At 68.3% G+C, this 21858-nt stretch carries 18 protein-coding genes and 1 pseudogene; 4 read left to right on the forward strand and 15 right to left on the reverse strand.

Annotated features, from left to right (window positions below):
• Positions 1–68 precede the first annotated feature (68 nt).
• Positions 69–488 carry a glycosyltransferase gene (locus AC08OT_RS05020; RefSeq protein ID WP_476593851.1) on the reverse strand — a complete coding sequence of 140 codons (420 nt, stop codon included), beginning with the start codon at positions 486–488 and terminating at the stop codon, positions 69–71.
• 458 nt (positions 489–946) lie between these two features.
• On the opposite strand from AC08OT_RS05020, the gene AC08OT_RS05025 reads away from it, so the two are divergent.
• Positions 947–1993: a glycosyltransferase family 2 protein gene (locus tag AC08OT_RS05025; RefSeq protein WP_476593850.1), complete on the forward strand. Its 1047-nt coding sequence runs from the start codon at positions 947–949 to the stop codon at positions 1991–1993.
• Here the strand turns inward: AC08OT_RS05025 and AC08OT_RS05030 are convergent.
• The 12 genes from AC08OT_RS05030 to AC08OT_RS05085 all read right to left on the reverse strand — a co-directional run bounded on the left by AC08OT_RS05030 (position 1929) and on the right by AC08OT_RS05085 (position 16697).
• Positions 1929–2837, reverse strand: coding sequence for a right-handed parallel beta-helix repeat-containing protein (locus AC08OT_RS05030; RefSeq protein WP_476593849.1), 909 nt, complete (start codon positions 2835–2837; stop codon positions 1929–1931). The two genes, AC08OT_RS05025 and AC08OT_RS05030, sit on opposite strands and share 65 nt — an antisense overlap.
• A 145-nt stretch (positions 2838–2982) precedes the next feature.
• On the reverse strand, positions 2983–4173 hold the full coding sequence (locus AC08OT_RS05035) for a glycosyltransferase (RefSeq protein ID WP_476593848.1): 1191 nt from the start codon (positions 4171–4173) through the stop codon (positions 2983–2985).
• Between the two features lie 34 nt (positions 4174–4207).
• Complete coding sequence (locus AC08OT_RS05040; protein ID WP_476593847.1) at positions 4208–5800, reverse strand: lipopolysaccharide biosynthesis protein; 1593 nt, start codon at positions 5798–5800, stop codon at positions 4208–4210.
• On the reverse strand, positions 5797–7266 hold the full coding sequence (locus tag AC08OT_RS05045) for an O-antigen ligase family protein (protein WP_476602569.1): 1470 nt from the start codon (positions 7264–7266) through the stop codon (positions 5797–5799). Before AC08OT_RS05045 ends, AC08OT_RS05040 begins: the two co-directional genes overlap by 4 nt.
• Positions 7267–7300: 34 nt before the next feature.
• On the reverse strand, positions 7301–8074 hold the full coding sequence (locus tag AC08OT_RS05050) for a Wzz/FepE/Etk N-terminal domain-containing protein (RefSeq protein ID WP_462188463.1): 774 nt from the start codon (positions 8072–8074) through the stop codon (positions 7301–7303).
• 186 nt (positions 8075–8260) lie between these two features.
• Positions 8261–9268, reverse strand: a complete 1008-nt coding sequence (locus tag AC08OT_RS05055) for a glycosyltransferase family 2 protein (protein ID WP_476602570.1) — start codon at positions 9266–9268, stop codon at positions 8261–8263.
• A gap of 51 nt (positions 9269–9319) precedes the next feature.
• Entirely contained in the window at positions 9320–10528 is a 1209-nt protein-coding gene (locus AC08OT_RS05060) for a class I SAM-dependent methyltransferase (RefSeq protein ID WP_476592208.1), read from the reverse strand.
• A gap of 18 nt (positions 10529–10546) precedes the next feature.
• Positions 10547–11737, reverse strand: a complete 1191-nt coding sequence (locus tag AC08OT_RS05065) for a class I SAM-dependent methyltransferase (RefSeq protein ID WP_476592207.1) — start codon at positions 11735–11737, stop codon at positions 10547–10549.
• 97 nt (positions 11738–11834) lie between these two features.
• Entirely contained in the window at positions 11835–12890 is a 1056-nt protein-coding gene (locus AC08OT_RS05070) for an NAD-dependent epimerase/dehydratase family protein (RefSeq protein WP_476592206.1), read from the reverse strand.
• Positions 12881–13654: a glucose-1-phosphate cytidylyltransferase gene (gene rfbF, locus AC08OT_RS05075; RefSeq protein ID WP_476592205.1), complete on the reverse strand. Its 774-nt coding sequence runs from the start codon at positions 13652–13654 to the stop codon at positions 12881–12883. Before rfbF ends, AC08OT_RS05070 begins: the two co-directional genes overlap by 10 nt.
• A complete protein-coding gene (locus AC08OT_RS05080) occupies positions 13651–14931 on the reverse strand; it encodes a glycosyltransferase family 4 protein (RefSeq protein ID WP_476596820.1) in 1281 nt (426 codons plus the stop codon). The genes rfbF and AC08OT_RS05080 overlap by 4 nt, the downstream gene beginning before the upstream one ends.
• 449 nt (positions 14932–15380) lie before the next feature.
• Positions 15381–16697 (reverse strand): acetyl-CoA hydrolase/transferase family protein, encoded by a 1317-nt coding sequence (locus AC08OT_RS05085; RefSeq protein WP_476595349.1) that lies wholly within the window; start codon positions 16695–16697, stop codon positions 15381–15383.
• A 102-nt stretch (positions 16698–16799) separates the two neighbouring features.
• On the opposite strand from AC08OT_RS05085, the gene AC08OT_RS05090 reads away from it, so the two are divergent.
• Positions 16800–18566: a sensor histidine kinase gene (locus AC08OT_RS05090; RefSeq protein ID WP_476592203.1), complete on the forward strand. Its 1767-nt coding sequence runs from the start codon at positions 16800–16802 to the stop codon at positions 18564–18566.
• A gap of 92 nt (positions 18567–18658) precedes the next feature.
• Here AC08OT_RS05090 and AC08OT_RS05095 read toward each other — a convergent pair whose 3' ends face one another.
• On the reverse strand, positions 18659–18868 hold the full coding sequence (locus tag AC08OT_RS05095) for a DUF427 domain-containing protein (RefSeq protein WP_476592209.1): 210 nt from the start codon (positions 18866–18868) through the stop codon (positions 18659–18661).
• 62 nt (positions 18869–18930) lie between these two features.
• Positions 18931–19398 (reverse strand): annotated as a pseudogene (locus AC08OT_RS05100) (DUF427 domain-containing protein); the annotation flags it as partial.
• A gap of 173 nt (positions 19399–19571) precedes the next feature.
• On the opposite strand from AC08OT_RS05100, the gene AC08OT_RS05105 reads away from it, so the two are divergent.
• Both AC08OT_RS05105 and AC08OT_RS05110 read left to right on the forward strand, forming a co-directional pair.
• Complete coding sequence (locus AC08OT_RS05105) at positions 19572–19838, forward strand: DUF1876 domain-containing protein (RefSeq protein ID WP_476595347.1); 267 nt, start codon at positions 19572–19574, stop codon at positions 19836–19838.
• A gap of 113 nt (positions 19839–19951) precedes the next feature.
• Positions 19952–21637: an LCP family protein gene (locus tag AC08OT_RS05110; protein ID WP_476592201.1), complete on the forward strand. Its 1686-nt coding sequence runs from the start codon at positions 19952–19954 to the stop codon at positions 21635–21637.
• The last annotated feature ends 221 nt before the right edge of the window (positions 21638–21858 follow it).

Raw genomic sequence — 21858 nt, forward strand, 5'->3', positions numbered from 1 at the left:
AGACTCGCCCCGAACCCCCATCTGTCGGTATTTCTCCTGACCACGGATTCTCCGTTTCCCGGGCCGGGCTAGAGGTCTCTCAACAAAGTCGCGAACCGGCGGGCCTGGGCTTCCGTGTTCAGGCGGTGCTCGACGTCCAGGTGGGCGGCCGCACCGAGCGCGGCCGCCCGGTCCGGGTCGAGCACCAGCTGCACGACCGCTTCAGCGAGCGCATCGGTGTCGTAGGGCGGAACGAGCATCCCGGTACGGCCGTGATCGACGTAGTCCCGGATGCCGGGGGTATCGGTCACCACGACGGGACGACCACTGGCCATCGCCTCCAACACGACGGTGACGCCGCTCACGTGAAGATTAGGCCGGAGGCAGACGACCACCATCGATGCGGTCCTGTACAGGTCGCTCACCTCGGGAAGAGTAAGACGGTTCCGACGCCGGCCGAGCCACGGTGGCACGGCCACGTTTCGGGCTGTCACCAGCTCGAGTCTCATCTCCGCCAGCCTGCTCCGCCCCTGGGACAGGCCGCGGACAAACGTTTCGAAGTCGCGGTGCTGGTCATTTCCGACACTCACCACGGTCCCTTTCTCCGGAGGGTTTCCAGAGGGCCGGAAAAATGTGGAGTCGACCCCGAACGGAACGTACGAGAAACGGATTTCAGGAATGCCAAGCTGCGTTCGGAGCGGCGGAATCTGGGCGGTGGAAAGCGTAAATATCCGACTGGCCCTTCGCAGGGCACAGCGGGCGATCTCCAGCGATCCGGGCCGTCGGCCGGCGACATCGGCCAGCCAGTCGCCAGCGCCGGGCGTCACCACGGGAAGTGTCGTCGGGTCCCCACGCACGCACCCGGTCCGGCCACGATGGTCTACCGTGTGTGCCGCCCGCCTACCTGAATACGACTGCGTCGCGCGGGCCGGCGCCGGCCTGGGGTGATCAGACAGTGGATTTTGTCATGCAACAGTCGGATCGCGCCGACCCGGCGAGCGGAAAAACCCCCGCAGCCCCGGCGCACCATAAGCATGCGCGCGCAAGCGTCGTCATTCCGGCCTATAACGAGGCGGCCGTGATCGGCCGCTGCCTTGACCGGCTCGCCGACGGCGCCGCCCCCGAGGATCTGGAGATCGTCGTGGTCGCCAACGGCTGCTCCGACGAGACCGCCCGTCGGGCCCGCGACCGAGGTGTCCGCTGCGTGGAGACCGCGAAGACCGGCAAGGCGGCCGCGCTGAACCTTGGCGACGCCGAGGTCACTGCCTTCCCGCGATTCTATGTGGACGCCGACCTGGAGGTGTCCGGCGCCGACCTGCTGCGGGTGGCCGACGTGCTGCGGACCGGCCCGGCACTGGCCGCATCACCGCGCCTGACAATCCATCTTGCCGGCACGAGCCGCGTAGTATGCGACTACTACCGCATCTGGCTGCGGCTGCCCTATGTGCGCAACGGCCGAATCGGTGGGGTCATTGGAGTGAGCGAGCAGGGCCGGGCCTGTTTCGATCGTTTCCCGGACGCAATCGCGGATGACTTCTTTCTCTATCACCGGTTCGCACCGGATGAGCGATGCACGGTCGACGGCACCTGTTTCGTCGTACATCCGGCCCGGACCGCACGCGACCTCGTTCGACAGAAGAGCCGGATTTTCGCCGGCAACACCCAACTGCGCGCCCTCGGGCTGGCGCCCGCGGGCGGTCCCACGAAGGGTGGTCGTGGCCTCGCCGGCGGGTCCGTGGACTGGCTCAGGGTGGTCCGCGCCGAGCCCCGCCTGCTCGGCGCGGCGCCGGCGTATCTCGCGGTCTCCACCGTGGCGAAGGTGCTCGCCCGCCGGAAGGTTCGCCGCGGGGACCTCGGCACGTGGGAGCGCGACGGCAGCAGCCGCGGGGGCAGCCCGGCACCATCGGCCATCGACATCGTGTCTCTGACCTTGCCTCGGGTCCGGCTACTCATCGGGTCTGGCCACACAGGACCACCGGCCGGCCGGTGTCCGCCCAGACGTTCCCGGCACTGAAGAAAGTGGTCTTACCGGCATCGTCGTTGCCCAGCCGGCAGACACTCCAGCGGAAGCCGCGGCCGAAACGGTTGTCCGTCACGCGGAGGTTCCTGGCAGCGACCACAAGCGTCGTTCCGCCGGCGTTCAACCAATTGTGGTCGATAACCACATCACGGTTACCTCCGTTCGCCCACTCCAGAAAGACGACGGCTGTCTGGGTCTTGTCGTACGGGGAGAGGTCGAGGTTGTTACACACCACACTCAGGTCCCGGACCCCGCGGACCTGGATGCCGTCGGTATGGGCCCCTTTCGGTGGCCTTCGGTCATGGACGTAGTTATGACGGATGGTGACGCCGGAAACCGGTCCGAACGTGGACGAGATGTGGAAGCCGTCGTCGCCACCGGAAAGATTACTGTACTGGATGACGTGACCTGCGCCACCTCTGATTGCGATCCCACTTGTCGCCACGTGATCGATCAGCACATTACTTCCGCGCACGCGGATGCCATCGTGGACGATCGAGTTTCTTATCGTCACGTTGTCGGCATAGATGTCGATGAGTCCGGAGAACTCCTTGTTCTCCAGTACCTGTCCGGGAGTGGCCAGTTTCCCGGCGGGCATCGGCTGGAACCGGGATCCGGGCGCGGGGCCGGTGTTCGAGGCGTCCGGCTTGCGGTCGCATCCTCGGGCCGCGGCCGGGTCGCCCCCTGGTAGGCCGCGGGTCGCGGCACCGCCATCCGGTGAAACCCCGGCCGGGACAGTGGCGGGGGCCGGTGTGCCCGCCGTCCGCGCGGGCCCGTCTCTCGAGCGAAGGGCGACCAGCAGCCCACCGCCCGCTACCAGCGCCACGAGCACCGCCACGGATCCAATCAGGACATACCGGTGTCGATTGGTCAAATCAGCGCGAACCATCGAATCCTTCCAGAGATATCCCACCGAGCCGGGGGCCGCGCCGTACCGGCCCTTTTCGTGGGTCTGGAGACCCGAGCGGGGAACTCCAGCCGGTCTATGCCTGCACTGCCAGGAGACGGGGCTCGGCGGGCGCGGCCGGGCCGAGGACGAAGTCCAAGAAGGCGACGTGCCGAGCGGACCAGCTGTTGTCCGCGACGAAATCCAGCCGGTCAGCCTCCGTGACGGCCGGCCAGGTCAGGATCTCGTTCATCGCCGCCACCGGATCGTCCCCCGGGCGCAGCAGTCGGACCCGCCGCCCGATGCCCCGAACCGGGGCAAGGTCCGTGGCGAGGACGGGACGCCCGGCTGCCAGATATTCGTAGATCTTGATGGGGTCCATAGCCTCGGTCAACGGAGTGCTCCGATGGGTGAGCAGGCACACGTCGGCCGCGGCGATCAGACCGGTCACGGCCGGCCGGGGCAGATGTCCGGGCAACCGCACCGACCGCACCATCCGCAGCGACCGGACGGAGGCCTCGTCCGGGATGGGGCCGGCCAGAATCACGGTGCCGGCCGACGCCAGGCGGCGAATCATGTCCAGATCGAGGCGGGTGTCGACGGTGCCCGCGTACACGCACCACGGCCGAGGGAGGCGCCGGAGCCAGTCCGGCGGGGACGGCGGGCGCAGCCACTCGGCCGGGTCGACACCGTTGTGCACGACCAGCCCGGCACCGGTCGGATGGAGGCGTTCCAGCAGCGGCCTGGACACCGCGATGACCGACAGCCGCCGGCGCCGGATCTCCTCGTAGGCATGCCGGAAGGCCGGATGCCACCGCCGTAGCGATGGGTGGGTCGCCCAGTCGTCCCGGGCGTAGTACATGACCGAGCCGGCCCAGGACATGTCGGCGAAGCCCGCCAGCGGCGGATACATAGTGATCACGACGGGTCGTTTGCAGCCGGCCCGGCCCGCGGCCCGGCCGAGCCTCCTGTCATACCGCCGATAGGCCGCCCGCAGCGACGGCAGCGTCACCGGGTCCTTGCGGCGCCACCGCTGCGGCGACACCAGATGCCCCTCAACGCCACCGGACGGTGGCAGGACGGTGGTCCGGCCGCCCCGCAGCACCGTACCGAGGTGGCTCCGAAACGGCTCGGCCACGACCACGCGCCGGACCCTGGGCGATCGCAGCAGGGTGAGCAGTAGACGATCGGGAGGACGCATGTACGCCCTGATCGCCATGTCCTGGAGCGTCTCGATCGGCAGGGCCAGCACCACGTCCCGCTGGCCCGCCGTGGGGGCATCTTCCATAAGAGTGGACTCCTTCACCGTTGAGCCATCGGGTTCACCCGTGAGCCGTCGGGCCCAGCGCGTCGTCTCTGCGCGACGACGCCGGAGCAGGCTGCCCCGAGCCGGCGCTCGCGCGCCGGGCATACTGCAGTAGGTCCGCCAACGCGGGTGGGCGTTGTCTCCACGTGATCATGATGTAGGTCGCGGCACCGGCCAGCACGCTCGCCAACAGGCACACCGGGCGGGCAAGCCGGAACCCGTGGGTGAGCCGCTGGACAGCGGCCATCACGGCGACGGTCCCCGCGGTCGCCACGACGTGCGGCCAGACCGCGGTGACCAACTCGCGCGGCTTCGCGTCCACCAGTCTGAAGGGAATCGCGAAGCCGGGCGGTAGCAGGAGGACGATCACGATGGCGTACGCCGCCGCGACCCCGTTGATTCCCCACGGCAGGCCGGCGAAGTAGCTGCCGAGCATCAGCAGGCCGGAGAAGATTCCCCAGCGCAGCAGCAAGTCGGTTCTTCCCTTCACGTTGTAGAGGACCCCGACGCTGAAACTCACCGACTGGATGCCGCCGATCGGGGCGAGCAGCCAGATGAGCGGCACCAGCCGTTCCCAGCGCGCGCCGAGCACGACCAGGACGACGTCGCGCGCGACGACAGTGAGTCCGGCCATGACCGGAAAACAGACCAGAGCGGCGAGCGCGCATGACCGGAAATAGACCCGGCGGATCGCGGCGTGATCGTCCTGGAGCCGGGACAGACCGGCGAACATGACTTCCTGGAACGCCGTGGAAACAGTGCTCACCGGATACATGAGCACCCGCTGCGCCAGGCCATAGTAGCCCAACTTCTGGGCTCCGAGGAAATGCCCGACAATCACCTTGTCGCCGTGCAGCAGAAAGAAGTTGAAGACGCTGAACCCGCTCAGGTTGGCGCTGAAACGCAGCACGGACCTGACCTCGGCGGGGCTGAACGACGCCCTGGGACGCCACGGCGACTGCAGCCACGCGACGAGGGTGGTGACCCCGAATCCGACCAGATAGCCGATGACCAGTGACCACACCTGGTAGCCCAGCAGGGCGAACAGGATCGAGCAGGCCGCGTTGGCCGCCGTCCCGATGATATTCGCCGCGGCGACGGCACCGAACTTCATCTCCCGGCGGAGCAGCCACTGCTGCAGGTCACCGAGGCTGGCGAGCAGCAGGCCGAGGCCCAGGACCTGGAGCACGGGCGTCAGCGCCGAGTCACCGTACAGGCTGGCCAGGCCGGGCGCCAGCAACGCCAGCAGGCCCGAGATGACCAGACCAAGCCCGATGTTGAGGAAAAAGACGCTGCTGAGCAGCCGCTCGCTGATCTTGTCTCGTTGGACAACCGCCATGCCGGTCCCGAAACCCCGCAGAATTTCGAGGAACATCACGATGACCAGCGCCATCGTCATGAGACCGAACGCCCGCGGTTCGAGCAGGTGAGCCAGGACGACCTGGACCAGCAGGCGGGTGACCTGCACGACAACCTGGTTTACCGACATCCACCGGGCTCCGCTGGCCATCGAACCGCGCGGCGCCCGACGGGGCGGCGACGGCTCCGCCACGGTCTCCCCCGCCCCCAACAGGGCGGCCGGCCGGGTCACGGCCGGTTGCTGGCTCACCGCTGCCACCCGGAGGCCAGGACCGCCGGTGCGGGGGTCATCCGCCAGAGTGCTCCGGCGCAGCCGATGAGCAGGAACAGCAGGCCGGCAAGCAGCGCGAAGCTCAGGGCGTCGAAGGTGAGGAAGCTGACGACCCCGGCCAGGATCGAGGCCATCAACGCCTGGCCGAGTTCCCGGTCATGCTGTTCCCGGGCCCGACGCCGCGCCCCACGGGCCACCAAGAGACCGACGGCGACCCAGACCAGCAGCACGGTTGTCCCGACGACTCCGGTCTCCAGCACCGAGCCGAGTAGCTGATTGTCAAGGTAGAAGTACTGGTGGGGGGTGAATGTGCCCAGTCCACGGCCGAGAAGCGGCCTTTGCGTGAACAACTTCCAGGCCTGGGCGTAGTCCTCGGTGCGGCCGGTCACGCTGGGGTCCGCGCCGGCCCGCAGGAACAGCGAGACGGTCGCCTCGAGCAGACCGGGAAACAGCGTGTGCAGGACGAGGACGGACCCGGCCAGCGCCAGCAGGCCGTTGAGGCGGCGGCGGACCGGCCAGACCGCCGTCAGGGTCAGGATCGCCACGGCGGCGCTCACGGCGGTGCTTCGCGAGACGCTCATCGGCAGGACGGCCCCGATGACGGCGACCTGGGCCCAGGCACCGACCCGCGCCCACCCGCGGGCGGCGACGGCGTAGTACAGGGCCAACGGCAACACCACGGCCAGGACAACCCCGAACTCGATCGGATGCACGGCCGTCGCGGCGACCCGCTCGAAGCCAGACCGGACGTCGACGCGATCGACGTCCGGTCTGAGCGACATTCCCGGGGGGACCAGGACGGCGCTGTAGTTACGACCGGTCAGAAACTCGATCCCGCCGATGGTGGCCATGAAAGTGGCGCCCAGCACCACCCGGCGCAGCAGGCTGTCCAGCCGGGTCCGGCACCGGATCGCATCGGCGGCCAACAGCGTCACCCCGGCCTGCGCCACGACCGTCACGAGACTGCGATGAGCGGAGCTGACCTCTGTCGCTTCCACCACGCGGGTGAACATCATCGCGAAACTGAGCGTGAGAACCCATACGAGTACCAGCGTCGCGGCCCGCACCGGCTGGAACACCGGGTCGAACCGGGCGCGTCGTGCGGCCTGGTGAACCAGCCAGCCGGCAAGACAGCAAAGGCCGACGGGCACGGTCAGCTTCCCCAACGGCGGGAGCCGGTAGGTCGCCGGCACGGCGAAGAGAACGAAGACCATCAACGTCAGCAGCGTCACCGCGTCCCGCCGACTCGCCAGCAGGGGCACCGCCACGGCCGGGACGGCCAGCACCACGGCCGGCCCGACCGGCCCGAGCACCATCGCCGCCGCTACAGCGGCGGATCCGAACGCGACCGCGGCGAGCACCGGCCCGGCGGCGCCAGGTGCCTGGCCGGCACCGAACGGCCCGGCCCCCGGCGCCGCCCGGCCGGCGAGAGAGCCGGCGGTCATCCGGCCACCAGCCCGCTGGTCACCGGTTCACCTCTCACCGGTTCGCCTCGAACCGCCAGGCGACCCGTCGAGTGCCCGCCATGGGATCTTCGGGGAGTGCGTGCCGTCCGCGCCGACCCCGGCCACGGCCACGGCTGGCGCCCGCCCGGGCGGGACCGTAATGCTCCGCCCCTCCCCGTGACCGGGCCCGGCGCCCGGCCTCGGCGTCGACGGCAAGCGCCAGCCCCAGCGCCGCTGCCACGCCGAGGAACGCGACGGTGCCAAGCAGCTTGAGGCTACGGGCGGGCTGCACGCTCGTCAGCGGCGGCTCGGACAGCGGCGCTATCCGGTAACGCTGGTCCGGCGGCACAGCAGACTGCAGATCGTTCGACTTCGCGGTGATCACACGTACCACCTGATCCAGGGTGCGAGTGGCCTCGGTGGGATCGGCGGCCGTGGCCGTTACATCGAGGAATACCGTCTCCGGTTGCACCGAGATCTCGTAGTCACCATGGAATCCAGCCGAACGGATCTCCTCCCGCACCTGCCGAGAATCCATGATCTTCGACTCCGTGAGAGCCAGCAACTTGAGTGAATCGCCAAAGTAGGAGAGCGGGTTGACGGGCTGCAGGATAAACCCGGAACCGGAGGAGGATGTGGCGAGCTTCTGCTCCACCGACGGGCCGACCACGAGGACCATGGCCTTCGACTGGTAGACAGGCTTGGCGACAGACATCGTGATCCCGATTGCGGCCGCCGTGGCGAGCAGGATCGGAAGCATGACATACCATCGGCGGAACGCCGTTCTGGAGATCGTCACGATGTCCATGTCGGACTCCCCCGGTAAGCCGACGACGCCGACGGCGAGGCCTGGTCCGCACCATGACCGGAAGGTTCTGTCATTCGGGGCTCCAAGGATTCATACGCCTGAACCGATCCCATCATCAGCCTGGATCGATTCAATGTAGCCGCCCTGCGCCGCGCCGATATGCAGGCCGACCCGCGTGTCGTCGCGCTACCCGGACCGGTGGGATGGGGACTTCGCGGCGAGTCGGGTCCCGAATGCCATGCGTACCTCGCCGCCCATGTGCCGAGCATGGGGCAATGCCCACTGCCGCCCCAGAACTGCCAGGCAGCGAGCCCGCTCGACCCGGTCGATCCGGTCGTGGGACAGGATCACATGAATCATCCGGACGGTCTTCTCCACCATCGGCAGCGACGGTGCCTGCCGGTGCGGGTCAAACCACAGAGCGCGTTCCTCAGCACCCGGGTTGGCATTCATCGAAGTGTTCTCGTGGAAACGCCTGAGAAACAGGCTTTCGGGCACCTCGACAAACTGTCCACCCAGGGCGAGTTGCGCCAGGAGAACCACGTCGGAACCGACGTACTTTCCGATGAGATCCGTCTTCAGGAGCGATTCTGCCCGTATGACACCGAATACCGGATGGTATTCGGTGCGGGTCGACAGGAAGTGTCGCAGACGCTCGTGCGGCGTCGGCTCACACAGGTTCATCCCATCCTCGAAGCCACCGGTCACCGTATCGTTCAGGTCGATGAGCGCCGTTTTGGGGTAGGCCAGGACGGCAGTGGGCGACGCGGCGGTCAGGGCCGCGACGCACCGGCTGACGAACGCGGGGGCGCAGAGGTCGTCGTGGGCGGCCCACTTGAAGTAGGTTCCCTCGGCGAGGTGGACGATCCGGTTGTAGTTCCAGGCCGCGCCGCGGTTCACCGGACTCCGGTGGTACTCGATCCGCGGATCCCGGCGGACGAATTCCCGGCAGATCTGCTCGGTTCGGTCGGTACTGCCATTGTCGGCGACGACGATCTGAAGGTTCGGGTAGTCCTGCACGACGATCGACTCCAGCGACCGGGCCAGGAAGTTCTCCCCGTTGAAGACGGGTAGTCCCACCGTCACGGGCGGGCGGGCGGGCGGGCGGGCGGGCGGGACACCAGGCCCCGCCTGGCGATCATGCCCCTTGCGTCGGGCCTCACCCTGGGTGCCGCTGTCGACAGGTATGGCCATTCTCCATCGTCCCTCCGTCCGGCCGGAGCCGGACCTCTGCTGACGAGATTGTCAACTACTAAGTGGCACGACCTCCGCGGGCACACCCAGTTCCGCCAACCGGCCGCGCACCTCGTCCAGATACAGCGGATTCGGGAGAAAAACGCGCCCCACCCGCTCCACCGACAGGTCCTCGGGTGCCAACACCGGATGCCCGGTGCCGGGCACGAACAAGCCCCTCTTCCGCGGGTTGAGGTCGACGACTCCCCGCACGGCGGAACCGGCGTCCAACACGTTGAGGAATGCCACCCCCTTGGACCCCGCCCCCCAGACCAGCGCACGCGGCGCGTCCCAAGCGGAATCGGCGGCCGTCGCCAGGTCGGCGAGATGCGCGGACCAGCGCCCGACAATCTCCCGGTAGATGTCACCGAACTTTCTGGCCTGGACCACGAACCGGTCCGTCGCCACCACGTCCTCGCCGGCGGCCGGTCCGATCCGACCGGGCGGACGGGCCGGCGACGCCGTCCTGGCCTCGATCCAGAGGAACTGGTCACCGTAGGACGTCCCGGCGTCGGTGACGGTGAACCCGGCCGCGCTCACCACCCGCCGGAGTCCGGCCGGCGAGAAGTACGACACGTGCGGGTAGATGAAGTCCCACGCCCCCGCCTCGCCGAGGACGAAGCCGCCGTTGGGCACCTCGAGATACAGCGATGCGTCCCGGCCGCCCAGCGCATTGCGGATATCGGTCAGGAAGCCCAGTGGATCGGACACGTGCTCAAGGACGTGCCGGCAGACGACAAGATCTGCCGGGAGATGAGAATAGCGCGGACCGTACAGGTCGACCACAAAGGTCACCGCGGCGTCGTCGGCACGTTCGGGGCCGATGTAGGTCGGGTCGTACCCGGTTCCGGCGCACAGTCCCCGGGCGCACAACAAGCGCAGGAAGTCCCCCTTGCCCGACCCGATCTCGACAATCTCCCGCTCCACCAGGTTGTGCCGGATGATCAGACGGTCCGCCAACGCCTCGGCGTACGCCCGGAAGGCGGGCGAGAAGTGCAGCGAGTTGTCATACTCGCCGCCGTACTCGACGAGCCCGGCCTCGAACGCGACATTGACCACGGTGCCGCACTCGGCACACAGCGACAGCTCCAGAGCACGGCGCTGCGCGGCCATAGCGGCCTCCCGCGACGGCCACAGCACGCCGGTCATCACCGGCGAACGCTCAACACGTACCAGGTCTTCGAGCGCGGTGCCCTGGCACGCCGGACAGACATTGGTCACCGGACAGACATTGCTCACTCAGACGGCCCTCAGCTCGGTGTCGACACCCAGCCGGGTCAACTCCCCCGCGATCTCGTCACGGTAGATCGGATTCATGATGATCAGAAGGTCCGGCCTGTCTTCCCGCAGCCACTCGGACGGGACGATGCGGTGGCCGCTGCCCGCCATGAACATGCCGTGTTTGTGCGGGTTGATGTCGACGGCGTAGCGGACCAGGCCGGCGGCCGGGCCGAGGGTCGCCAGAAACGACACACCTTTGGAGCCCGAACCCCAGATCGCCGCCTTTTCGCCGCGCTGCTGCCCGTGCCGCAGCATCTCGCTCCACCGATTCAGCGTCGTGGCCACCTCACGCTGGAAGTGCCGTACCCCGACGCGCAGGGTGGCCAGGTCGTCCTCGATCGGCAGCGGGTCACCGGCCGCCGGAACGGTGGACGGCCGCGCCTCGATCAGCAGGTACTGGTCGTCATAGTCGAGGGAGACGTCGAGCACCTCGAACCCGGTAGCTCGGAACAACCTCGCCAGCGAACCGGCGCTGAAATAGGAGCAGTGCTCGTAGTACACATCCCAGAACGCCGCCTCCTGCAGCACCCGCAGGACGTCCGGCAGCTCAAAGAGGACCGGGATATCGGTCCGGTCACCGATCGCGGCCCGGATCATTCGCATGAAGTCGCCGACCGGCGCGATGTGCTCCAGGGTGTGCCGGCACACGACGGCGTCGGCGGTCAGGTGCGCATACCGCTCGGAGTAGAGGTCCGTGATCCAGGTCAGCCGGCCGGCAACCGGGCTGGTGATGCGCTCGGGCCGGACACCCGGGTCGATCCCGATGCCGGCGCCGGCACCCTGCTCGACCATGTGGACGAGAAACTCACCTTTGCCGCACCCGATCTCCAGGACCGTCTTCCCGTACAGGTCGTACTTGTCGGTCCAGCGCTTGGCAAGGTCCCGCGCGAACTCCTGAAAGCGGGTGGAGAATGCCTGCGTCTCCTCATAACGGGCGGAATACTGATTCTTGGCCGGATCGAAGGCCGTGTTCATGATGAAGCCGCAGCCCTCGCAGAAGGCGATCCGCAGGTTACCCCTCGGGAACGCCCGGGCCTCGTCCTCGCCGGCCAGCAGCAGACAACTGTGCGACGGGACGTCGTCCTTTGTATAGAAGGAGGTGAGACGGGAACCGCCGCAGGCGGGGCAGGCGGTGGACTGGTCAGTCATGGTACGACCCTCGGTGTCGGAACGGGAAGGATGAACCGGCCGTCCCGCCGCGGGTACGGCAGGTACGTCGAGCCGCGGGAGTGGCAGCCGAGCACGCTCATAGCACCCGCATCGGTGCGGCCGACCGCAGAGTGGCGTCGAGCAGACCGTCCGCCATGAGTTGCTGGATGCGCCGGATCCGCTGGAAGCGGGAGCCGATCAGGTCCTCCTTAGTCAGCCAGGCGGCGACGTAGGCCAAGTAGAGCTCCTCGACCCCCTTGCGGACGGTCCACACCGGCCGGAATCCCGGTATCTCCTCGGCGATACGGTCGCAGTCCACCCGGTAGTTCCGCTTGTCCGGCCCGGCCGTGTCCGCGAAGACCACCCGGCCGCCCGGCACGACCTCCTCGACGACCGCGGCCACGTCGCGTATCCGATAGTTCTCCGCCGACCGGCCGACGTTGTAGGCCTTGAGGTGGATCTTCTCGCGGGGCGCCTCGCACACGGCGAGCATCGCCCGGGCGATGTCCTCGATGTGTACCAGCGGCCGCCACGGCGTCCCGTCGCTCTTGAGGTAAACCTCGCCGGTCGTCACCGCGTAGCCGGTGAGATTGTTCACCACGAGGTCACCACGCAGTCGGGGTGAGACGCCGTACGCCGTGGCGTTGCGCAGGAAGACCGGGCTGAAATCGTCGTCGGCAAGCTCGGCGAGCTCCCGTTCGGCGATCACTTTTGACTCGCCGTAGGGGGTCACCGGATGAAACTCGGCCGACTCGTCGATGGGCGCGTCTCCGTGCGCGCCATAGAGGCTGCACGAGGACGAGAAGACGAAACGCGGTACGCCCGCGGCCTTGGCGGCGCGCCCGACCAGCAACGTCCCCCGGGCGTTGATGTCATAGGTCACGGCTGGGTTCAGATCACCCAGCGGATCATTGGATATTCCCGCCAGATGGACCACCGCGTCGTAACCCTCCAGATGGGACGGCCGGACGTCCCGAATATCAAGTTTCAACGCCGGCACGAAGTCCGGATCGAGTCCGAGGGTACACCCAGAGAACAGTCCGCTGTCCAGACCCACCACATCGTGCCCGGCGGCCCGGAAGAGCGGGACGAGACGGGTTCCTATATATCCGTCGTGTCCGGTGACCAGAATACGCATCGAGCTCAGTCCCATACCTTCCAGGGCGCACAGTCGCCATCCCACAACGACTGCAGGAGTTTGCGGTCGCGTACCGTGTCCATACACTGCCAGAAGCCGCCATGCCGATATGCCATGAGCTGACCGTCCTTGGCGAGCCGCTCAAGGGGCTCCTTCTCGAACTGGGTGTCGTCGCCGGCAATGTAGTCGAAGACCTGCGGTTCTAGGACGAAGAAGGCACCGTTGATCCAGCCCTCACCGGCCTGTGGTTTCTCCAAAAACTCCACGATCTGGTCCCCGGCCAGCTCGAGGTGTCCGAACCGGGCGGGTGGCCGCACGGCGGTCAGCGTGGCGATCCTGCCATGCGAGCGGTGGAAGTCGAGCAACGTGTTGAGATCGATGTCCGCTACGCCGTCCCCCCAAGTCAACATGAACGTCCCCGTGCCACAGAGCCAGGGCGCGAGTCGCCTGATACGACCGCCGGTGGCGGTATTCTGACCGGTGTCGACCAGATTTACCCGCCAATCCTCCGAGGTACCACCGTGCCGTTCCACATCACCATTCCGGAGCGACAGCGTGAGATCACTGGTCAGCGCCGCGTAGTCCACCAGCCAGCGTTTTATATATTCTCCTTTATACCCCAGTGCGATCGTAAAATCGGCGAATTGGAAGTGGGCGTAGTACTTCATGATGTGCCAGATGATCGGCCGATTCCCGATCTCGATCATCGGTTTGGGTTTGATGACCGTCTCCTCCGCCAACCGGCTTCCCAGACCGCCGGCAAGAATACCGACCTTCATCGTTCCGCTCGTTCCCGGGATCCGGCCGTGTGAACCGGCGCTGCCGAGCCGCCCTGGCGAGGGACCGGGATACTGGGGTAGCTGGCCTGGCGACCACGTAGCCGGTCGTGGACCCCGACGTAGCGGGACTCCGAATACCGCCAGGACAATTCGTTCACAATGCGCTCCCGACCCCGGGCGCCAAGGGTCCGGCGTCGGTCCGGGTCCGTCAGCAGTTCGGCGAGGGTCCGGGCGAAGTCCGCCACCGTGTCGGAGGGTACGTAGACGGCGGCGTCCTCGGCGCTCACCCGGGTCTCGGTCAGGTCATAGGCCACCACCGGCAGCGCATAGGCCATGTATTCGAGCGTCTTGGACATGGTGGACACCTCGTTCAGCGGGCTCCGCGGGTCCGGCGACAATCCGACCGTAGCGGTGGACAGATAGTCCCGGATCATCTGGTCGTCGGCCCGCCCGGTGAACTCGACCCAGTCGTCGAGACCGAGCCGGCTCGACTGTTTCCGCAGATCGTCCAGACAGTCACCAAATCCCAGCAGGGCGAAGGCGCAGTCGGTGCGCCCGAGAACGTGGACATAGTGATGCATGGCATCGAGGAGTCGGTCGACACCGTCCTGCGGGCCCATTATTCCCAGATAACAGGCAAGGTGCTGCCGGCCGCGCCGCAACTCGGGACGCTCCGCGGCAGGCTTCATCAGTTCGGGGTCCGGTCCGTTTCGGACGACGGTCACCCGTTCCGATGGCAGCCGCCCCCTAGTCAGGGCCAGCCGCCGGTACGATTCGTTGGTCACGATCACGTGGTCGGCGACCAGCTGGTTCATCCGTTCAAGCAGCAGCAGCGCGCGGAGCAACAGCCCCCCGTCCTTGCCGAACCGTGAGCGATAGAGTTCCGGACAGAGATCATGATGGTCGAAGACGAACTTCTTGCCGAACGGCTTGTAGAACAGCGCGAGTGCCCAGTACGTGTCCGGCGGGTTACACGCCTGGATCACGTCGAATCCGTGCCGGCGGGCCACGGCGACGGACAGGACAGCGGTTCGCACCCAGCAGTAGCCGAACTCGAAAACGTAACTGAGTACACCCTGGGTCCGGGGTGCGCCGCGATAGGTCCAGATGCTGACACCGTCGACGATCTGGTGACGCCGCTGCCCCGGGCCCCGTGGGCATATTACGGCGACCTGGTATCCCTGGTTGCGAAGCGCCTGGCATTCCTGCCACGTCCGATGGTCAATCAGAATCGGCAGGTTCTGAACTACGATCAGAACCCGTCCTGCGTCGCCAATGTCGGGAGATTCGGTTGAGTCGGCGTCAGGCGCCGACGTGAGAGTATTCGCAGCCGTAGCCAACAAGATAGTCCCGTCGCGTGTCTGTCCCACATTTTTCTCCCGAAGATGAACGACCCCGTTGCCCGCGGACTGTGGACCCATCCCTCCCTTTCCGCCATGGCGAGGCTAGCGGCCGGCCTGGGCATCACCGGCGATTGAAAAACTTGCGTGTCGCGTCTTGGTGCCGGGCTCGGCCAATTCTCGCCACAGGAACGACAGAACTGACCGTTGGGGGCGGCTTATTCCAGCCATGCTGTTTGACGACGGCAGCCATGGCCGCCATGGATGCCGTGTTCGCGCCTTTAATACCCGGGTCACTCTCGCGCTTTTTGACGCAAAGCCGCTCCTGGCAGCGGACCGCCAGTGACTTGTCGTGCGTTCCTCGGCTTTCTGGTCAGCTTACCGAATCAGACGGTCGACGATGCGCGGCCGGCGAGCAGTCCCAGCGACCCGGCCGCCTCCGTCAGGCCGGCTCGGGCGTCGGGGTGGGCGACGTGGTCGATGAGTCGGGCGGTCTGTTCGTGCTGACCACGCCCCCACACGGCCGCGGTCCCGTTCTCGGAGACGACGTAACTGTGCTGGAAACTGGTGACCGGGCTGGTAAGCCGCGGCAGCACACAGGAATCCCCCGACCGGGCATGCCGGCTCGGCAGGGCGATGATCGCCTTGCCGTCGGCCGCGTGCAGCGCGCCGACGACGAAGTCGGACTGCCCACCGAAGCCGGAGTAGATGCGGTTGCGGATCCAGGACGCGTTCGCCTGCGCATACAGGTCCACCTGCAGCGCGGTGTTGATCGAGGTCATCCGCGGCTGCCGGGCGATGACCCCCGGGTCGTTCACGATCTCGGTGCGTACCAGCAGCAACCGCGGATTGCGGTGCGCCCACGAGTAGAGCTCGGCCGACCCGAACAGGAACGAGGTCCGCAGCGGTGTCCCGGCGGCCAGCGCGCCGGAGGCTTCGAGCGCGAGCATGCCATCGGAAAAGGCCTCGGTCCACACGCGCAGATCCCGCCGGTCGACGAGGGCTGACAGCGTGGCGTTCGGGACACCGCCGATGCCGAGCTGCAGGGTCGCCCCGTCCTCGACGAGCGCGGCGACCCGCTCGCCGATCTGCCCGCGGACGTCGTCGACGAGCATGACCGCGGGGCTGGCGAGCGGCTGCTCCACCTCCACGGCGAGGTCGACGTCGTCGATGCTCAGTTCACCGTCGCCGAAGGTGTAGGGCATCGACGGGTTGAGCTGGGCGACCACTAGTCCCCCGTGCGCGCGGGCCGCCTCGACCGCGGCCGGCAGGATGTTGACTTCGGTGCCGAGCGAGACCTTCCCTCCGTCGGGCACGCTGGTGTGCAACACGACGACGTCGGGCCGGTGGGTGGTCGCGAGCAGGCGGGGTACGAGGCTGAGCCGGTTGGGCAGGTAGTCGAGGCCGGGCACGTTGCGCATCGCCGGGCCGACGAACGCGGTCTCCGGCGTCACGCCGTCGCGCTCCGGCACGCCGCCCTGAGCATTGATCATGAAGAGGCGGTATTCACTCACCACCGCGTCGATCACACGCAGCGCGACGAGCGGGGTAGCGAAGTTCCCCGCCGCCACGACCCGCGGCATGGCCGACCGCCATCGGCCAGGACCGGCTACCCCAGGACCGGCTCCACCGCCCGCACCGGAGCCTGCGGCGAGATGGGTCTCGACGCGGCGACCGAACTCCGCCTCGCTGACGATATCCATACCCGCATGGTGGCGTACCAGTGCGCGGCCGGCGAAGAATGGTCATCACCTCATCCCGCGGCTCATGCCGGCCCAGGCCCGGTCGGTTATCGTCTTGAGAACATGGAGTCCGAACGGGACCTCGCCTCCGCGGACGAAGGGACCTCCGATCTGGCCGGCACCGCACCGCCGCCGGGACCGCCGGGAGAGCTGATCTTTCCCGCGGTCGCTCGGCTCGAGCTCGACGAGCTTCTCGCCCAACTGGTGGACCGGGCCCAGGACGTTCTGGCCACTCAGAGCCGGCTGCACGGCCTGCTGCGAGCCAACCGGATGATCACCGCCGACCTCAGTCTCGACGTGGTGCTACGGCGCATCGTCGAGTCCGCGTGCGAGCTGGTCGACGCCCGCTACGGCGCGCTCGGGGTAATCTCCCGTGACGGTCGGCTCGAACAGTTCGTGCACGTCGGGATGGACCCGGGACTCGTCGAGACTATAGGGCGGCTGCCCCGGGGAGACGGCGTGCTGGGCCTGCTCATCGCGGAACCGCAGCCGGTGCGCCTCGACGACATCGCCGACCACCGCCAGGCGGTCGGTTTCCCCCCGGGCCATCCACCGATGCGGGCCTTCCTCGGGGTGCCGATCCGGGTCCGCAACGAGGTCTTCGGCAATCTCTACCTCACCGAGAAACGCGGCGGTCGGGTGTTCACCGCGGAGGACGAGGAGCTGGCGCTCGCGCTGGCCGCGAACGCCGGTGTGGCGATCGACAATGCCCGGCTGTTCGGGGAGGCCCAACATCGCCAGCAGTGGTCGCAGGCGTCCGCCGACATCACCCGGCATCTGCTCGCCGACGGCGACGACCCGCTGGAACTGATCGTCCAGCGGGCCCGCGACGTCGCCCGCGCGGACACGACGGCGCTGGCTCTCGGGTCGGAGACGGCGACCGAGCTGTCCTTCGACGTCGCCGCCGGGCAGGACGCGGACCTGCTGCGGGACCGGCGGGTACCGATAGAGAGCTCGCTGGCCGGCCACGCGGTACGCGACCATGCGCCGCTGGTCGTCGCCGACGTCCGCGAACTGGCCGAATCCGAGGTCCACGACCTCGACATCGGGCCAACGATGATCGTTCCGCTGATCACGTCACATGTCACGTCCGGGGCGCTGATCCTCGCCCGGCGCCGTGGCGGTGACCTGTTCACGGACGCGGACCTGGAGCTGGCGGCCGCGTTCGCCGCGCACGTCGCGCTCGCGCTGGAACTCGCCCGCTCCCGGGCCGCACGCGGCCGGCTGTCCCTGCTGGAGGACCGCGACCGGATCGCCCGCGACCTGCACGACCACGTGATGCAACGCCTGTTCGCGGTGGCGATGGGCCTGCAGGGCCTCGCGGCCAGCGAGGAGCGGCCCACCCGGGCGGAGCGGATGAACACCTACGTGGAGGATCTCGACGAGACGGTACGGGAGATCCGCCACACCATCTTCGAGCTGCGGGGCCGGGCGGCACCGGCCACGGGCAGCGGCCTGCGGGCGCAGATCCTGGGCGTCATCGACGACATGACCGGCGCGTTCGGCTTCACCCCGCGGGTCCGGCTGGACGGACCGGTGGACACGATGATCGGTCCCACCCTCGGCGACCATCTGATCGCGGTCGTGCGTGAGGCGCTGTCCAACGCCGCCCGGCATGCCAAGGCGGGCAGTGTCGAGGTGACCGTGACCGCCGCGAGCGGCGCCGTCACCGTCGACGTGGTGGACGACGGGGTCGGCATCGGCTCCACCACCCGCCGCAGCGGGCTGGCGAACATGCGGGCCCGGGCGCAGGACCTCGGCGGGACCTTCGAACTCGGCCCGGGCCCCGACGGCGGCACCCAGCTGCGCTGGTCGGTGCCGACCAGCTGACCCGTCCGCAGATCCGCCAGCCGACGGATCTCACGGATTCGTGACGGATCCGTCACAGATCCGCGACGGATCTCTGCGTTCCCGGCGGGAGCTCAGGGAGTCACCGTCTTTTCCCCGTCCAGGAAGAGGTCGACGCGCTCTTCGTAGAAGCAGACCAGCCCGGCGATCCGGGCGCTCTCCGGGAACGGGGTCCGGTAGGTCCAGACGAGATCGGGATACGTCTTCCCGTCGATCTCGACCGAGTAGTACTCGGCGTGCCCCTTGTAGGGGCAGCTGGTCCGGGTGTCCGAGGGGCGGAGCAGGTCCTGCCGGGCGTCGGTGAGGGGGGAAAATAGTAGCGGGGCGGCAGGCCCGTCTCGAACAGGATGACGGGTCTGCGCGAGTCCGCGACGGTCACCCCGTCAACCTCGACCCGCACGTGCCGGGAGCTGGCGAGAGCGTCCACCCGGGTGTACGGGCTGCGCGGATGGACGTAGACCGGCTCGTCCTCCTCGAACCACCCGTCCATCGCGTTCCAGTCTAAGCGGACCAGGTCGCGCAGCCCCTCCAGCGGTGACTGCGGGTAGGACCAGGCCGCCTCGGGGGCGGTCGTCCCCGCCACGACGACGTCGTAGTAGACCGCCTCCCCCCGACTCGGCGAGTGCTCCACCCGCCCGGTAGGCGCCAGGGTCGCGCCGACGTCCGCCCTCGGCAGGTAGTACACAGGATGGTGGGGATTTTCCCAGACCAGCGCCGGGCACGCCGTGTCCGCGACCAGCTGGCCGCCCAGATACGCCCGCACCCGCTTGCGGCCCTGTTCGAGCCGAACCCGCCCTCGTGCCTCAGTCGTCATCCGCTCGCCTCCCGTCCTCGCATTCAAACCGGTCCCTCCCGGGACCGGTTTCTTCTCTGGGCCAACCGGCGCGGCGCCCCGCGCCTTCCCGCCCCCGTGTCACCGGGAAGCACGCGGGCACGTGACAACCAGGAAGAACTCATCCGAGGAGAGCTCGTCGGACGGAGGCCGAGATGACCACCACAAGAACCTGGACCGTGCAGATCTCCCTGACGGAGCAGGACGGCCGTACCCAGGCGGACGCGGCCCTGCACGGCAGCGCCCGCGACGATCTACACGGGACGGGACAGGCCCGGCTGCACCCCGGGGAACCCGACGTTCCCGAGATCGGGGACGAGGTGGCCGCCGCGCGCGCGTTGTCGGAGCTGGCACACCGCCTGCTCGACGCGGCCGCCGAAAATATCCAGGCGGCGATGGCGGGACCCGACCGGACTATGTGATCGTCGTCCGCCGCCGGCAGAGCCAGTGGAGCCAGCGCCGCCCACCGCCCGGATATGGCCAAACCCGGCTGAACCCCTCATCCGGGAGCATGAAATCATTCGTGTTACTTTCCATGCTATGCCGGACCCTGCTCGCCGGACTGCTCGAGGAGAGGCGGGAAGTGACCGCACCGCACCTGCAGAACGACTCCGCCGACCACGTGCGGGTGCTTCCGCCCCGGCTCGACCCGCGGGGATCGAGGTCCGGCCGGTCGGGATCCGGGTCGGCACGCGGCGGGCGGTCGGCGAGGCGTCGCGGGTTGCTGGTGTTCCTGGCCTTCGTGTCCTGCATCGTGTTCGTGGCCACGGTGGGGGGCTGGGCCGCGTACTTCTATGTCGACGGCAAGGTCAACCGGATCGACCTCGGCCTCGGTTCGAGCGGCGACTCCGGCGGAGTGGGGAGCGCGAACTACCTGCTGGTCGGGACCGACAGCCGGGCCGGTACTGACGGTAAGTACGGGAACGCGCCGGGCCAGCGCTCCGACACGACGATCCTCGCGCACCTGGCGAAGGACGGGACCACCACGATGGTCTCGTTCCCCCGTGACATGTACGTGCTGATCCCCGAGTACACCGACGACGCCGGCAAACACCACAAGGCCTGGCACGATAAGTTCAACGCCGCGATCTCCGTGGGCGGCCCGTCGCTGTTGGTGCGGACGGTGCAGAGCCTGACCGGCCTGCAGGTCGACCACTACCTCTCGATGGACCTGGCGGGCTTCAGGGCAATCACCGACGCCATCGGCGGTGTCCAGGTCTGCATCAAGCCGTCGGGCACGGAACCGAGCCGCTACCAGGACGACCGCGGGCGGTGGCGGGTGAGCACGAACACCAACGACCCGATGAGCGGATTCGTCGGCGGGCCAGGGACGATCCAGCTCGGCGGCGACCAGGCCCTGGCCTTCGTCCGTCAACGCCACGGCCTGCCGGACGGCGACTTCGACCGCATCCGCCGGCAACAGCAGTTCATCGGTGCGATGTTCCGCAAGATCATGGCAGGCGACACCCTGACGAACCCGGTCAAGACCGAGAAGCTAATGTCGGCGGCGGCGAGCGCGCTCACCCTCGACGACCACACCAGCATCGCCGACCTGCGCAGCCTCGGGACCCGAGTCCGCGGGCTGGCCACCGGGGGCCTCCAGATGCAGACCGTGCCCGTCCACGCGCCGACCCGTGCCGAGGGGGCGCTCGACGACAACGGCAACATCCGCCTGCACGGAGTCCCGGCCTCCGTGCAGTTCTACCGGCCGGACGACCTGCAGCGCATCGTCGCGCCGATGGGTGGCAAGGTCGAGGGCGCGAGTTCTACCACCGACGCCGGGAGCAGGGGGACCGGTCCGGCGCTCGCTCCCGGCGCCGCCGCCGCGCCCTCCCAGGTCCGGGTCGCCGTCTACAACGGCTCGTCGCGGGCCGGACTCGCGTCCAAGGTCACCGAGCAGCTGACCGCCAAGGGCTTCCACGCCCGCAACGCCGGCAACGCCTCGGTCCTCACCCACGAGACCTCCCGGGTGGTCTACGCCCCCGGGCAGGAGGCCAAGGCGAACACTGTCGCCGCGGCAGTGCCCGGCTCGGTCCTGCTCGCCGATGCGAGCATCACCGGTGTCCAGCTCGTCCTGGGCTCCGGCTTCACCGCGGTGGTGACGCCGAGTGTGACGGCCAGTGGGACCGCGCCCGCGCCGGCGGCACCAGCGGCCGGACCAGCGCCGCCGGGAGTGCAGGTGGGTGCGCCCTCGCCGGGCGCACCCACCTGCACCTACTGATTCTCCTGGTCCCGCCGGTAGAGTCCCACCGGCCCACGGGACCGCGGTCCGCCCGCGTGGCTTGCACTACTCTTCCGGGGTGTGCACGTCTTCCGGGGTGTGCACGTCTTCCGGGGTGTGCACGTCTTCCGGGATGTGCACGGATGGCCGCCTCCTCTGGCCGCGGTCGGGGGTCGGCCAGGTCGCTCCCCCAGCTCCACCCCGCACAGCCAAGGCCGAGC

It is taken from the genome of Frankia sp. CgJB1 (assembly GCF_977947065.1).

Bases quoted from the DNA above. Each gene is read 5' to 3' on its own strand.
- AC08OT_RS05110 (WP_476592201.1), top strand. From the start codon at position 19,952: ATGCTATGCCGGACCCTGCTCGCCGGACTGCTCGAGGAGAGGCGGGAA.
- AC08OT_RS05025 (WP_476593850.1), top strand. From the start codon at position 947: ATGCAACAGTCGGATCGCGCCGACCCGGCGAGCGGAAAAACCCCCGCA.
- AC08OT_RS05045 (WP_476602569.1), bottom strand. From the start codon at position 7,266: ATGACCGCCGGCTCTCTCGCCGGCCGGGCGGCGCCGGGGGCCGGGCCG.
- AC08OT_RS05085 (WP_476595349.1), bottom strand. From the start codon at position 16,697: ATGGATATCGTCAGCGAGGCGGAGTTCGGTCGCCGCGTCGAGACCCAT.
- AC08OT_RS05050 (WP_462188463.1), bottom strand. From the start codon at position 8,074: ATGGACATCGTGACGATCTCCAGAACGGCGTTCCGCCGATGGTATGTC.
- AC08OT_RS05020 (WP_476593851.1), bottom strand. From the start codon at position 488: ATGAGACTCGAGCTGGTGACAGCCCGAAACGTGGCCGTGCCACCGTGG.
- AC08OT_RS05070 (WP_476592206.1), bottom strand. From the start codon at position 12,890: ATGGGACTGAGCTCGATGCGTATTCTGGTCACCGGACACGACGGATAT.
- rfbF (WP_476592205.1), bottom strand. From the start codon at position 13,654: ATGAAGGTCGGTATTCTTGCCGGCGGTCTGGGAAGCCGGTTGGCGGAG.
- AC08OT_RS05090 (WP_476592203.1), top strand. From the start codon at position 16,800: ATGGAGTCCGAACGGGACCTCGCCTCCGCGGACGAAGGGACCTCCGAT.
- AC08OT_RS05035 (WP_476593848.1), bottom strand. From the start codon at position 4,173: ATGGAAGATGCCCCCACGGCGGGCCAGCGGGACGTGGTGCTGGCCCTG.
- AC08OT_RS05055 (WP_476602570.1), bottom strand. From the start codon at position 9,268: ATGGCCATACCTGTCGACAGCGGCACCCAGGGTGAGGCCCGACGCAAG.
- AC08OT_RS05105 (WP_476595347.1), top strand. From the start codon at position 19,572: ATGACCACCACAAGAACCTGGACCGTGCAGATCTCCCTGACGGAGCAG.
- AC08OT_RS05065 (WP_476592207.1), bottom strand. From the start codon at position 11,737: ATGACTGACCAGTCCACCGCCTGCCCCGCCTGCGGCGGTTCCCGTCTC.